The 14,840-nt window shown below is 57.7% G+C and carries 6 protein-coding genes and 4 pseudogenes; 5 read left to right on the forward strand and 5 right to left on the reverse strand.

All coding sequences use genetic code 11. From position 1 onward, the window contains the following. Positions 1–170: 170 nt before the first annotated feature. Positions 171–1,085, reverse strand: a complete 915-nt coding sequence (locus AGR1_RS21615) for a nucleotidyltransferase and HEPN domain-containing protein (protein ID WP_149148511.1) — start codon at positions 1,083–1,085, stop codon at positions 171–173. 363 nt (positions 1,086–1,448) lie between these two features. On the opposite strand from AGR1_RS21615, the pseudogene AGR1_RS21620 reads away from it, so the two are divergent. The 5 genes and pseudogenes from AGR1_RS21620 to AGR1_RS21640 form a co-directional block, all read left to right on the forward strand. Next, positions 1,449–2,213, forward strand: a pseudogene (locus AGR1_RS21620) (hypothetical protein). Between the two features lie 169 nt (positions 2,214–2,382). After that, positions 2,383–2,722 (forward strand): annotated as a pseudogene (locus AGR1_RS21625) (Arm DNA-binding domain-containing protein); the annotation flags it as partial. A gap of 287 nt (positions 2,723–3,009) precedes the next feature. Next, positions 3,010–3,294 carry a helix-turn-helix domain-containing protein gene (locus AGR1_RS21630; protein WP_181404672.1) on the forward strand — a complete coding sequence of 95 codons (285 nt, stop codon included), beginning with the start codon at positions 3,010–3,012 and terminating at the stop codon, positions 3,292–3,294. After that, complete coding sequence (locus tag AGR1_RS21635; protein ID WP_149148214.1) at positions 3,284–4,606, forward strand: type II toxin-antitoxin system HipA family toxin; 1,323 nt, start codon at positions 3,284–3,286, stop codon at positions 4,604–4,606. Before AGR1_RS21630 ends, AGR1_RS21635 begins: the two co-directional genes overlap by 11 nt. 19 nt (positions 4,607–4,625) lie before the next feature. Next, positions 4,626–5,324 (forward strand): annotated as a pseudogene (locus tag AGR1_RS21640) (BID domain-containing protein); the annotation flags it as partial. A 120-nt stretch (positions 5,325–5,444) separates the two neighbouring features. Here AGR1_RS21640 and AGR1_RS21645 read toward each other — a convergent pair. The 4 genes and pseudogenes from AGR1_RS21645 to AGR1_RS21660 all read right to left on the reverse strand — a co-directional run. Then, positions 5,445–5,672: pseudogene (locus AGR1_RS21645) on the reverse strand (transposase); the annotation flags it as partial. Positions 5,673–5,996: 324 nt separating this feature from the next. Next, positions 5,997–7,028 (reverse strand): IS110 family transposase, encoded by a 1,032-nt coding sequence (locus AGR1_RS21650; protein WP_149148216.1) that lies wholly within the window; start codon positions 7,026–7,028, stop codon positions 5,997–5,999. A gap of 83 nt (positions 7,029–7,111) precedes the next feature. Further along, positions 7,112–7,450, reverse strand: coding sequence for a hypothetical protein (locus AGR1_RS21655; RefSeq protein WP_149148217.1), 339 nt, complete (start codon positions 7,448–7,450; stop codon positions 7,112–7,114). Then, a complete protein-coding gene (locus AGR1_RS21660) occupies positions 7,450–14,730 on the reverse strand; it encodes a hemagglutinin repeat-containing protein (RefSeq protein WP_246669719.1) in 7,281 nt (2,426 codons plus the stop codon). Before AGR1_RS21660 ends, AGR1_RS21655 begins: the two co-directional genes overlap by 1 nt. Positions 14,731–14,840 lie beyond the last annotated feature (110 nt).

The following is a 14,840-nucleotide window of genomic DNA, read 5'->3' on the forward strand; positions in this document are numbered from 1 at the left end:
TTGCGGTCGCACCGGAACGGCCGTTGTTGCCCACGGCTTTGCTCCTGGAAGACAGACCAGTTTCTATGAGGAGATCGACATAGCGATTGTAAGAGGAGGTTGGACCCTATGGTTCATGACGCTGCGGCAGCTGCTCCCTGAACTCAGGATTGTTGAGCCACCCGTGAAGCTCAGTCGCTGGCCTTCGCGGCCTGTTCGAGTTTTTCGATGTGATCGCGGCAGACGGTGTTGACGAGATCGTAGAGGATGGACGTTCTTGCCGTCAGCCAGGTCAGCGCCTCCTCGGTGATTTCGTAATGATCGGAGTAGCGAGCCTTCACATAGGCTTCGTTCAGCGTATTGAACCACGAGTGAAACCGATGATGATCCCGCGGCCACGCCTCGGCTAAGCGGGTATCCTGCCCCTCCGCTAGCCCTCGTAGAAACTTCAAGTTATGGCTCGCAGGGCTGTAGTTGGTGAGAGTCAAAAGCAGCGTTGAATAGGCCTGCTCTATGGATTGATGCAGCATGAACGCTGTCTCTTTCCAATCACCATCTTTCAGCCCATAGAGGGTGTGCTTGACGAAGAATTCAGCAGTGCGAGAGCGAGCCGAAAAATGCTTTTTGGCAACCTCATATGCTTGCTGCGCCGTAAGGCTTTTGGGCTCGGCGAGCTCTCTATCATCAAGCTCGTAAAGCGCAATGCCATCACGCCGGATATCGCTGAAGAAATATTGCCCTTCCTGCAGGAAATTGCTGATCTCCCGAGCGCCATGGACAATGAGGCTCACGGGTGTCTCAATCTCCTTGTCCCACATCAGCCGGTCTGTCGCCTTGTCCCAGTATTTGGGATCGGCCAGTTCCTTGTTGCTGACGATGACAAGGATGTCGAAATCCGAGCGATAGCCTTTCGACGTATGCGGCTCATCCACCCAGGTGCCACGTGCGTAGGAACCGAACAGGATGATTTTGAAAATCCGTCCATCCTTCTTGGCGTCAGACTTCGAGCGCTCGACCAGATCAGCAAACTCTTCCTGAATAATTCCGACGACGCGCGCGAGCTCGCGTTGCTTTCGTTCCGGCAAATGTTCAAGGCTGGTCTTCATGTCTGCTCCGTTTCTGGACGGTACCCTGTATGGGCCATTGTAAACTTCTATGAAACTCCGATTTTTGGCAGCTGCTAATCGAATGCCTGTCTCCCCAAATATCCACATGCGCATTGCCCCTTATCCGCCGTGCGATCAGCCTGCGCATATCGATCTCACTGATGGATGCGATTGTGTCCTATTCAAACATGAGCAATGACCGATTGGCGACTACTACTTTTAGTAGTCGAAATGCCCGTTCGATGTTGCTAGCTTCGCCACCGGTAAACAGACAAGGGGACCAGTAACGGCAAACGCGCCTTCGCCGCCGGTGACCGGATCATCTTCCTCGAAAACAACCGCGACCTCGGCGTCAAAAACGGCATGCCTGGCACCGTCGAGCATGTCGCAAAGGGTCGGATCGTTGCCCGGCTCGATGGTCGTGGTGGCGACAGTGTCAGCATTCTGACCGACAGCTATCAGGCATTCGACCACGGTTATGCGACGACGATCCATAAAAATCAGGGAGCAACCGTCGATCGCGCCTTTGTGCTGGCGTCCAGCACCATGGACCGGCATCGGGCCTATGTTGCCATGACCAGGCACCGCGACAGCGTGCAGCTCTATGCCGATATCAAGGAGTTCACCAAGGCGGGCCGGCTGGTTGATCATGGCGTTGCGCCCTACGAGCATAATCGCCAGGCGCGAGAAAACTAATTTGTGACGCTGGAGAATGACATGGGCGATCAGCGCACGGTGTGGGGCATCGATCTCAAGCGGGCCATGCGAGAGGCCTCGCCAAAGATCGGAGACAGGATCGGACTGCAGCATGAAGGTGCCACGCCTGTCACGCTTCCGGACGCCACGCCGGCCGAGCGCAATGCGTGGCGTGTCGTCAAGGGCGATGAACTGGCCTACCAGAAGCTGACAAGCCGCCTGTCGCGTTCTGGCGCCAAGGAAACCACGCTGGATTACATCAGCGACTTTGCCGAGCGGCGCGGGATCGCAAGCGACCAAGGGATCGAGCAAGAGTTTGGGGGCAGGAGCGCGATTGAACTTGCGTCCGGCCGGGATGAGCGTCAAGAGCTCGTGTCCCGTGCGGCCCATCCGGCGCGGGAGCAGCAGGATCGGCCATCAGAGCTGGTCTAAGGACCTATCCGAATTGCACGATAGGGTACGCCAGAGCACGCTAACATTCTGAAATGTATTTATTTTCAGAATCGGAGCTCCGAAGTCTCTATCCGAGAACACGCCTTGATTTCCGCCCGCGTGCTTGCGTGGTTCTTACTCGAAATCGGGGCTTCCGAGGGACGGGAGCATGGCCAAGCTGACCAAACGATTTGTAGAAGCCGTCGAGCCGCAGAGCGAAGGGCACGTCGTCTGGGACGACGCGTATCCGGCTTCGGTCTTCGCGTCCATCCCTCGGGCAAGCGCAGCTACATCGTCCAGCACCGGTCTCGTGGTCGATCGCGTCGCTACACGATCGGCCTTCATGGCGTCTGGACACTCGAGACCGCGCGCCGCGAAGCCAAGGCCCTGCTCGGACAGGTCGCCCATGGCGGCGATCCTGCTGAAGAACGCGAGGAATACCGCAAGTCGTTGACCGTCAAGCAGCTCTGCGAGCAGTACATCTCTGACCCATGGAGGCTGGCCTCATACCACCAGATCTTCCGTAAATAGCCGCCGAGTAGCGGAGTATGTGGCACAATCTCTAGCCCCCACGTAGGCGACGACCCTCCAGGCTTCACATCTTTGTTCAAAACTCTGGACACGAACCATCCTTATGACCAATCAAATGGACAAAACTTGACTAGACGCCAGTCCCATGGCACAATGTACAGAATTCTGGACGCGAGAGGATCTCGTGTCCACTCAAATGAACAAAGCAGGTATAGCTGTGCCCCGTCAGAGAAGCTACTCTAGAGTCACGCGCCAAGCCCTCACCATGCTCGGCAAGCTGATCCGCGTCGGCCGCGCCGAGCGCGGCCTGACCGCACAAGAACTGGCCGACCGCGCCGGCATCAGCCGCACGACCCTATCCAGCATCGAAAAGGGCGCGCCGGGCCCTGAGATCGGCATAGTCTTCGAGGTCGCTTCAATCGTCGGCGTGCGCCTGTTCGACTATGACGAGCGCACTCTCCAGATGCACAATGCCCGCCTCGACGAAAAACTGACCCTTCTACCCAAGAGCGTCCGTCACGCCGTGAAGGAGGTCGATGATGACTTCTAAGGCGGATGCTACCGAAGCCTTTGTCTGGAGTTGGCTGCCGGGGGCGACGGAACCGGTGGTCGCGGGCCGGCTCGACCAGGACGGCGATCGCCTGCTCTTTACCTATGGCGCCAGCTACCGGCGCCGTAAGAGCGCCATTTCCCTCTATGAGCCGGAATTGCCACTTCAGGAGGGCACGATCGCCCCGATCAACGGCCTGTCAATGGCAAGCTGCATTCGCGACGCCTCGCCGGACGCTTGGGGCCGCCGGGTCATCATCAACAGGCTGACGGGCAAAAAGCCCGACGCTGCCGGCGTGCCGGAGATCAGCGAGCTGACCTTTTTGCTCCAGTCAGGTTCCGACCGGATTGGCGCCCTCGATTTCCAGGCATCGGCCACGGAGTACGTCCCCCGCCATGCCGCGCAAGCTTCGCTCGACGAACTCCTCGAAGCGGCCGAACTCATCGAAGAGGGCGTCCCTCTTACTCCGGCGCTCGGCCAGGCCCTCAATCACGGCACCTCGATCGGTGGCGCGCGCCCCAAGGCCCTGATCGACGACGACACTAAAAAGCTCATCGCCAAATTCTCTGCGACCAACGATACCTACAGCGTCGTGAAGGCCGAGTTCATCGCGATGAAGCTGGCAGCCGCCTGCGGGATCAACGCCGCGCCTGTGTCGATAACACGCGCCGCCCATAAGGATGTGCTGCTTATCGAGCGCTTCGACCGCACGCACACAAAAGACGGTTGGACGCGCCACGCCATGGTCTCGGCCCTGACTATACTCGGGCTCGATGAAATGATGGCCCGCTACGCCTCCTACGAAGACCTCGCCGAACTCATCCGCCACCGCTTCACTGACCCGAAGGACACGCTCAAGGAGCTCTACGGGCGGATCTGCTTCAACGTACTGTGCGGCAATACCGACGACCACGTCCGAAACCATGCCGCCTTCTGGGACGGCAGAATGCTGACGCTCACCCCCGCCTATGACATCTGCCCGCAAGGCCGCACCGGCAGTGAAGCCACGCAGGCCATGCTCATCAAGGGCGAGGGCCGTGCCAGCACGCTCGCCACTCTGCTCGCCGCCGCGCCCGACTATCACCTGAAAGAGGCGAAAGCCGCGGCGCTGATCGAACATCAGATCACAACCATCGCCAAGTTCTGGCAAGAGGTCTGCGATGAAGCAGACCTCAGCCCCGTCGACCGCAAACTGTTTGCCGGGCGTCAGTTCCTCAACAGCTATGCCCTCGAAGGCCTCGATGACCACAAGGCGCTGCAGGACGCGTTCCGCACCGCCCACAACACGCTGCTCACAAGGGCAGGCGCCTGACGATGACAGCACCAAAGCAGCTCAAAAGACGCGCCTGTCCGTTATCGAGCAGCGGTTCGATACGGTGAAATCTCCCGTGCGGCGCGGGTTCCGTGATCCGGCCGAGGTCGCCGCAAGACTCCGCAGCGCGATGACCGAGAAGGAAGGCAATGGCAAGATCATGGCGAAAGCCATGGCCGGGCAGCCGGAGCGGTTCGGGGAGCTGCGCGGCAAGTCAGGTCTGTTCGGAAACAACAAGGAGCGGAAAGAAGCGCTGCAATATGCGAGATCTCTCTCTGCCCATATCGGCTACGTCTCCGAGGCATGGGAGCGCCGGCTTGGCGAAGAACGCGCAAGCGAACAATGGCTGCGCGAACAGCGTGATGTGATCGAAGTACCCGGCCTCACGCCGCGTAGTGTCGAGATCATTGCCAAGGTCGAGAAGATGCAGGTCGACAAGTGGCGCCAGTTTATCGCAGAGTTGCGATCGTCACCTGAGGGGCAAGCCGCGCTCGATGAGGCCAAGCTGGTGGTCGACGCGCTCACGCTGCGGTTTGGTAGTTCCGATCCTCGCAGGTTCGCCGAGGAGCTTGCAGCACGCCCGGAGCTCGCAAAACAGGCCGAGCAGATCCAGACAATCGCCCGCATCGTGCATCGTACACGCCATGCCGAGCTTAGCCATGACCACGCACTCAGACGGCAGCTTAACCGGTCACAGGGGCTTGGACTGAGCCGATAGGCCAGAGACTCTACCATCCGCTGGTCCAGAAACTTGGGGCGGTTCAGGCCCAAAACGGGGAGCGCGTCACTTGAACCTTTCTGCTTATGCCGACTGTCCGGTCGAAATAGGGGCAGTTCGGTCTCGCTCCTCGGTGACGCGAGCTAGTTCCTTCTTTGGCCCCCTGATCTCTTCGGCCTCGTCGTTGCCCTGGGCGCTCGAGGCCGCAAACTTCTTCTTACACGCGTACAAAGAATGCTGGCTTACCGCCAGCCGTTGCGAAGCCTCCGCAACCAGATAGCCTCGCTCCGTGATCTGACGCACCACGTCACGCTTAAACTCTTCGCTTAAATTTGATCTGCTCATGATGATCTTCTTGCCTGAAAATTAGGCAAGAAGGCGTCTAAAAATCTCGGGGCTTCTGTGGTTGCCGCCCGTAATGCAAGAAGTTTCTGAACCATTGGGTGTGATCGAGTGCGGTCTTCTGTCAGGCCTTTAAATGCGGCACTTTAGAAGCCGCTGGCCGATATGGTGATCAGCGGATCAGGTCCAAATCTATTCAGCGAGCTGATTAGCTCTATGCCCCGAACTGGTTTTCCTGATCCAGATCTGTTCGATCATTTTGCCCATATGGGTCGTCGACTTTCTCACACCTCCGTCACCGGCTCTAAACTGCCTTGTGCCACACCTCTGTCACGCAGCAGCAGTCTGTGCCGGGTTCTGATAATCCTTGCCTGTTGTCAGCATGGCCCAGATCGCTCTGGCCATTTTGTTCGCGAGCGCGATAGCCACAAGCATTCTCGGTTTCCTGGCCAGCATTCCAGATAGCCAAGACCTTTCCAGGATCGTTCTCCGCCCGAGCCAGTTCAAGCGCGACATCGCTCCCATGATCAAAAGCCGGCGTATATCGGCTTGTCCGGCCTTTGATATTCGTCCGAGCCGCTCCTTTCCTCCCGACGAATACTGCCGTGGCACCAGGCCTAACCAAGCCGCGAAGTCTCGCCCACGCCGAAAGCTTTCCATGGGTGGAGCAAACGCTTCAACGGCCAAGGCGCTCATTGGTCCAATGCCCGGCATTGTTTGCAAACGGCGTGCTGTGTCAGTCAGTGATGCCAGAGCGCCGATCTGTTTTGTCTTCACCTCGATCCGTTGCGTCTTCTCGGCGATCTGCAGCAGAAGATCACGGCATTCGTCGCGAACCAGTTCTGGCAGATCGCTGTTCTCAGCCTCAACCATCGCCTCAATCCGCGTAAGCTGCCCAATGCCCGGAGGAATTGGATGCCCGAACTCGTAGAGGGCTGATCGCAATGCGTTTACCAACTCAGTACGCTGACGTACAAGTCGTTCTCTCCCACGAAAAAGAAGCGCCTGTGCCTGCTGCTCCTCGAGCTTCGGCGTAACGAAGCGCATCCCAGGTCGCTGTGCGGCTGTGACAATCGCTTCGGCATCCGCGGCATCGTTCTTCTGACGCTTCACGAACGGACGAACGTACTGTGGCGCTATCAGCCGTACTTCATGACCGAGTTTCGTCATCTCGCGTGACCAGTAATGAGCACTCCCGCACGCCTCCATCACGACGATCGAAGCGCCTTGCCCCGCCATAAATCTGCGAAAATGCTGCCGGGATAGCTTCCGCCGGAACTTCACCTCTCCGGAAAGCAAAGCTCCGTGAACCTGAAAAACGTTCTTCGCCAGATCGATCCCAATCATCGTGTCGTATGTCATGCTGCCATCCTTCCACCCTTTGGATTTTACCCGGCCATCCTCTGACAGAACGTGCCGGGTGGGTAGAGCGGCAACCACGCCATCTATTCAAAGCGTTCCCTCCTTCGAAATACGACGCGTGCACATTCATCACTCCATTTATCTATACTTCCGCCATCAACAAATGTACTGCTCACAATTTTTTTGAATGACCCTTGAGAAATTTTGTCTTTTATATCTTCCATGAATATCGAAAATTCTTCAACAGCATCGCTGAATTCCTCCCGGTCGAGGGAGTTTTCTTCCTGTAAGATTGCTTTAACTAGCCAGACATCCCCGTTGAATTGAAGTGTTATCATTCGAAAGTTTGCCGAAATTACTCCCAACAGTGCCTGCACAAGCATCAAAACATGCCAATTCCAGTCTTGTGTTGTGGGTATCATTAAGGTCTCCAATTTGGGGTTGTAGGTACTATGCTTGGACTTGCGGTGCCCTTCACAATAAAGACGTTAGTAGGTTGATTTATGATCCCTGCGCCGACGTTATTGTTCATGCCAGTAACCCCATTAAAGCGAACAACCGGGAAACCTTGTTTAGTCGAACCCAAAATTTCCGCATTCCCGTTATGATATGCATCAAGAACTCTCTGTGCATCTGAATGGCTAGATAGCGTGCCGCCACCGCGATACTCTGGTCGGCCTTCGATGTGGCGCATCTGCTTTTGGCTTACCGTCGTACTAACTTGCCGGAAATCAACGGCGGTCAGCTTTGTAGTATTTGGAACCTCTCCTTCAGCTTGTCCAGCAGTGCCGTTCGACCCAGGGCTTCCGGGCTTGGCCTGTCCGAGCTTTTCAGCAATGCCAAATGTGAGGACAGCGACAGCTGCGTTGGCAATTGATTGATTGACAAATCCGTTGAGAGCAGCCTGAACGGGTTCCGGATATTGCGCCAACAACCGGATGGTCTGAAGACGTTCTGCGTAAACTGCCGCGGCGAGCTCCTGGTTCGACAAACCGCCGAACCGGCCATTGACCAGCCGCATCTCCATGTCGGCATAGCCACCCGGAACGATGGACGACGGATCAACCATCGGATCGGCGGGATTGCGCAGATACTCGACGGCTTTCAGCGCATCGGTAATGGCGGCAACGCAGGCTGGACTTGTCCGGTTAGCATTACAGGCATCCGCAAGAACCGAATCGCGTTGCGTATCAAGCTGATCCCAATATCCAATCTGCTCTTGTAGCGCCGCGACTTGGGCATCTGTGCAGGCGTTTTCCGCCTTGCATTTTGCAAGCTGCTGTTTCGCCTTTTCCCGGGCCAGTTGTTCATTGTGATTGAGATAATTGTATTGATATTCCGCAGCTCCGTAGGCCGCGCCTTCTCCGCCGCCCACAGCAGCGCCAACCCCGGCGCTCAAACTTGCGCCGATCAACGTGGCAAGTGTCTGCTTTTCCTTTTCGGACAGACTGCTGTCCTTGAGCATGCCCTTGACTAGGTCCGCAATGGCTGGCGCCATGAGCGCCGATGCGGTACCGCCAAGCGCACCCCTGAGCGCCCCTTCCCATCCATTGACGCCGCCAAGGATACCGCCTCCGATGGCGTGAAGCAGGGCTCGACCTGCACCACCTTCATCCCAGAGATCACGTTCGGCCTGAGTCGTTGCGTTGTTGTAGAGACTGGAAGCAATATCGCCGGCCAAACCGGCCATTGTCTTCTGCGCTTCCTGAAGATCGGCCTGTGTCTTGTATTGCTGCCGCAGGATATGTTCGAGATCCGGTAGGCCGGGCAGGGAGGTGTTGGTATTGGCGGTATCGCGCCGGATTGTGCCAATGTCCTGGGTCTGGTTGTCCGGATCGGTAATGGTGATCGGTATGTTGCCGCCGATGGCCGAATAGGCCTTGCCGGTCTCGCTATCGGCAGCCTTGACCGGCGGTGCGATGGAGAGGCCGCCAGTCCCGATCGAGCCGCCATAGGTTTCGGCTTTCCAGCTTGAATGCGTATCGATATCGGTAGCATCGAGCGTGCCGGTGGAGAGATTATTGCGTCCCTCGCCAGCTTCACTGGTAATCAGGCCGCCGACAAGCGAGGTGTGCTGCTCGACATTGAGATCGATGCCACCCGTTCCGGCATGGATGCCGGATTGGTCGGTGACAATGGCCGCATCACCTTTACCCTTCTGCCCGGAGCCGGAGACGCCGGTGTTTCCAAAGCCGATCTGGCCAGAGACATTGAGCTGGTCCGCCTTTGCCTTGGCCGTATCCACCTGACTTTCGATCGTCAGGTTTCTGACATCGGCGGTGACCGACTTGCCAGCAACGGTCGCGCCTTTCAGCGCCAGATCGTTGGTGACGATGGTGACATCGCCAGTGCCGTTGACATGTGTGTTCGTATGGCTGGTGCCCGAGGTGGTAGAGCCGCCCTTGCCGTAAGAACCGTTGACACCGACGCTGGCATTACAGCCGCCCGACGAAGTGCAGCCCATATTGATGCCGGCGCCTGCGCTCCATGACTTGTTTGAACTTGCCGCATCAAACGTGCCTGTGGCGGCATTGAGATTGATGTCACCGTTCTCTGCCGACAGGAAGATGTCTCCGGTCAGCGCATCGGACGAGATGGCCGGCAGGCCGTTCTTGCCGTAACCGGCGAGGATTTGCGCGCCCTCACTTGTGATATCGCCGTTTTCGGCCGCGATGGTTATGGAACGACCGGCACGGATGTCGGTGACGACAGGCGTGGAGAACGAGGAAGAAGCGCTGTTCTCCTGGTGGCTGATCCCGGCATTAATGCCGATGCTGAAGGCGAGACCCTGGCCCGAAGAAATCCCCTCGGAGACGCCCTGCAGATCCTTGTAAGCCTGATAGAAGCCGAGCCCGGCAATGGCGCTGTTTGTGATGGCGTTGACCTCGCCGCCGTCCGACAGCCGTTCTGCCGAATTCATGATACTCTGCGCCGCCTTGCCAGCTTGGCTGGTCACGGAAACCGTAACACCGGCAAAGGTTTTTTCGTGCATCTCTTGATAATTGGTGCGGTCGTTGGCCGAGAGGAGATTGATATCGTTACCGGCGAAGAGGTCGACATCACGTCCTGCTTCGACCTGTGCAGCCTGCAGATTGACGTTGTTGCCTGCGGAAACAAGGAGATTGCGACCGGCGGTGAGAACCGAGATCGCGTTGGTGTCGGACTGCTGGTGCATGCTGTCTTTGGTCTTCTGCGCACCGATACCGACAGAGAAGCCGCCATTGCCGGAGGAAAGGCTGATACCGAAACCGGAGCGCTGCTCCTTCTGTGCCGATGCAGCACTTTCTGCTCCTGGCGTGATATTGACATCACGGGCAGCCTCCAGCGCGATGTCACGCCCCGCCATGATGGACGAGCCGATGACATTGACGTCGTTTTCGCGTGCCGTCAGAGTGACATCAGACCCACCGGCCAGCGTGGAGCCAACGTTTCGGGTAGACGATTGGCTCTTTTCTTTCTGTTCCTTGCCCCAGAGCGAAAGGAAACCGCCGCCGCCCCCCGCAAACAGGCCGGATTTCTTGCTGCTGCTTTCCAGCGCGTGCTGCTCCTCGGCCCCGATGATGGCGACGCTGTCGCCTGCGACGCTGATCGCATCGCCTGCCGTGACATTCGAGCCAGCGATGACGGCGTTGCCACCAGCATCCAGCTTGATGTTGCCGGACGCGGAAAGCTCGGAGCCAACTGTCGTTTCGTCGTAGTTGTACTGCGTCGAACTTTTTTTCGAGAGGAAGCCCTTGGATGAGGAATTCTGCTCGAACTCCGCAGTATTCTTGCCCGACGCGATTAGCAGATCGCCGCCCGCGCTGACATTGATATCGGCTTTGTCGGTCTCGTCGCCGGCAGTCACCTTCGAGGCGGAGACGACGGTATCTCCACCTGAGACGATGGACACGCCCTTCCCACCGCTAACCGATGAGCCGACGGCAGTCTGCGTTTCCGTGTGGCTCGTCGTCTGTTTCTTACCGCCGAACAGGCCACCCTTTTTCTTGTAGGTGTAATCGATCGTGGTGGTGTCGACAGCTTCGGCAATTGTCACGTCACCGGTCGCTTTCAGACCGACCGTCCCATCGGCGGCAACCGTGCTGCCGATGACGTTGAGGTTGCCGCCTGCATTGGCTGAGACCGATCCGCCCGCAGTGATCTCGGAGCCCTGACTTGTGGTTCTAATAACCTTCGTCGAACTCCGCTTGTCGCGCAAGGTGCTGGTTGTCGACCTTTCAGTCACGGAGATATTGATGTCTCCATCCGAGGTCAGGCCGAGATTGCCACCTACTTTCACCTTCGCGTTGGCCAGCAGAATGCTCTCGTTCCCCGTCAGCGAGGCATTGCCACCCGCCGTGAAGGTGCCGCCAATTGACGCGATTGATGAACCGGAAACGGTAAGATCGCCGCTTGATGCAATCATGCCTGATGTTGCAAGCAGGCCAGTATCGATTGTCACCTGATTGCCGGCGATCAGCGCGCCCGCAGAATTCAATCTTTCCCTGTCATTGACGGCGAGATGTAGTACCGGCGCAAGAACGGTCGTACCGTTCACCGTCTGCCACTCATATACGACGACGGATTCGGTGAGGCTGGCGATCTCCTCAGCCGTCAAAGGTTGGCCGAGCGGGCGTTGCTGCGCTCCGAGATAGGCGGCTCCATTGTCGAGAAGCTGCTTGATCTGGGTAATTGAATCCTGCCCGGTAAAACCTGAGCCCGTGGCCAGTCTGATCTGTTGCTCAATATACTGGTTCTCGAAATAGGCGTCCCCAAGGAACTGGATCTGGCGATCCGGCTGGTAGCCAATGCGACCTAGGAAATAGCTGGAACCATAGAATTTCGAGACGTCGAGGAAGGCGGCGCGGGTTTCATAGAGAAAGCTCTGGCCGGGAATGGTGCCGCCAAAGCCGCCGGACTGTGGGGTGGCGACGCCGCCAAGCGTGAACAGCGCACCGCTTGCCGTCATACTGGACAGTAATGCGGTCGGATTGTTCGAAGGCACAGGCGCTGCAACGGCAACACGGTCGGCGATCGTTCCGGCCGAAGCAGTATTGTTGACGGCAGCAAAGCCGGTGATACCAAGTGCTCCGCCCGAGCGGATTGCCGCTGGAACCCCACCGATCGCCTCTACGCTTTCCACGGTTCGTCCGGGGCCGATATCCTTTGACGCATCCCGCGTTCCAAACGGGCTGGGGCCAGGCATGGAGACCTGATATGAGTATTCATGGCCTCCTGTATCGCCACTATCCCGCCTTTCTTCCCACTGGAAGATGACATCAGGATAATATTGGCAACCCGAACTTTGATTGCAGTTGACTGACGTCGTGCGCTGCAGCTGCAAGCCCAGATTTGTCAGCGTGCCGGAGCCAACAAGTGTCATGCCGGAGCCAGCTTCGATGTTGCTGTAGGCATTGGTAAGATCGACGGTATCGACAAAAAGCGTATTACCCGCCTTGATAGTCGCTGCGGGGCTACCAGCCGATGTGAGGCGGTCCTCGGTCACATCACGATAGACATGGCGAATGGGGGCACCAATGACGAACTGCTTATCAGCAAAAGAGACGGAAGATGAACAATCTCCACACAGGTGTGCATAATAGGTGTCATAAGCCGACACGTGTGCGTTTGAGATTTGCTGGCTCGTATAGGTTGGAGCCACGCTTTTCTCGTTACGCAGGTTCGCCGTCAGGATCGAGATATTGCGACCAGAAGAAATCAGACCTGAACTGTTGACCGTAGCAGCATTGCGCGCACCGGAAGCACTTCCAGCAATTGTGAGGTCACGACCTGCGACAATCGCCCCCTGATCATTGGCCAGCACGCCACCCACGAAAAGTGCGGCGTCGTTACCGGCATAGATGAGCCCCGTCGCGGTGTTGGTCAGGTTGCCGGCGATATTGAGGGTAAGATCATTGCCAGCAGCCAGTTGACCGGAGTTGGCAAGTTGCGAAAGCGACAGCGTCAGATCATGGGCCGCCAGAACATTGGTGGCGCCATTCGCAGCAAGGCTACCCGCTTTAATCGCGATGTCACCTGCCCCCTGAACGGAACGAGCAGTACTGCTCGCGATGACAGCATTGAGCCGCGCGCCCGTCAAATCTGTCGTTCGAGATGACGTGAGCTCAATGCCCCCTGATGTCAGCGTGCTATTGGCGAGGTTAATATTATTGGCATCAATGTAGAGCGTGCTCGATGTGGCAAGTCTGCTCCTGTTATTGGAAAGGTCGGCATTTTGCTGCCTTATCCTGATGTCGCCGCCCGCGGCCGTGCGTTTATCAAAGCTGATGACACCATTTGCCGAAGACAGCAAAACGTCTCCGTTTGCCTCCAGACTGTCATAGCGGATGTCGCTGCCAGCCGAAGCCTGCAAATTCCCTTCTGCAAGCACGAGCCCGGAAATCCCGAGATCAAGGCCGGAAAGCAGCGCCAAATCGCCTTTCGAAAGGAGTGAGCCCGCCGTGATCGCGCCTGAGGCCGCCGTAAGCGACATCGCCGCGCCAGACTGGGCCGTGCCGCTGATGGCAATGGAGCCAGCCCCCGACCATAGCGAAACAGGTCCGGCAGCCGACGCGTCGGCCAGGGCAATACGCCCATCTGCCAGAAGGTTGAGTGCACCACTGGCCCCGAGAGTACCAGCGACATCGACGAAGCCGGCCCCACCATTGATCAGGATATCCTCTTCAGTACCGATCGAAGCGACCTTGGCGTCCTTACCCGCCTTGACCGACACCGATTTCTTCGAGGTCAGACGACCGGCCGAAGCACTTCCCTTAGAGGAGATGCTGACGCCGTTATTGCCAGAGGCATTGCCGATCGAAATCTTGCCGTCTGCCGATAGCGAAAGCTCGCTGGCATTGGCGGCCATGTCGCCGCGCATGCGAACACCGGCGCCCTTTTCCGTGACGACCATCTTGATGCGGCCGGCCTGCATGGCCCCGAGCGCGGAACCATCGATTGCATATTCGGGTGTTCCAGAGGTCGCATCGAGCGCCGTCGCATCGCCAGTAGAATAATCGAACTTGCTCTTGCCGGCCGTGAGGCGCAAATCCTCTCCATAAATCGTGCCGTCAATCTGGATGGTGCGGGATACGATATCAAATAGATCGACCCTCCCGTCTCCCGTCGCAAAATTCGCACCCTTCGGACCAAATGTGACGTCTCCGCTATTGACCGTGAAGCCATTGAGGCGTCCGTCAGTGCCAATGTCGGGCACACCCGTCGTCAGCATGGCGCGCGGCGTGTTGATAAAACCGCAACCGTCGCAGGTGATACCGTTTGGATTGGCGATGATGACGTCGGCGCGGCCGCCGAACACTTCGGTCGGCCCGAGAAGCGAACTGCGGTTTTGTGACGTGACCTCATTGAGGATGACGGTGGCAGAACCTTTGCCTTGAAGGTTTGGATTGCCCGGTGTCACGCCACCCAGTTTCGACGTGCCCACCTCACCATTGAAGTTATTGAGGATGACGCCGGGTGTGCCGACGTTGAAATCGTTGTATTTGTTGTGGGACAGGCCCTGGTTGTTGGGCCCAACGATATCGATGAGCGGAACCCCGTTCGGGGCAGCCCCTATCTGAGGGCGATTGTTTGGGTCCGCCCCCAGATCGGGGGCGATTTCCTGCGCACGCAGCAACACAGGCTGAAAGATCAGAACCGAACTCAGAATGCCGACGAGACCCTGTCGACCAAGCACAGCAAGGCGGCGGTGCGCCAGCCTCATCTGCGCAGATTGGCCATTCGGCTTTTTTGCGTTTCTGCTCATCGGTGTCCTCATTGGTCAGTAAAACAGGGCAGCCGCATCACCGGCTTGGCGGCGGTGATGCGGGCGGC

The sequence above is a fragment of the Agrobacterium sp. B1(2019) genome, from assembly GCF_008274755.1.
GTDB lineage: Bacteria > Pseudomonadota > Alphaproteobacteria > Rhizobiales > Rhizobiaceae > Agrobacterium > Agrobacterium salinitolerans.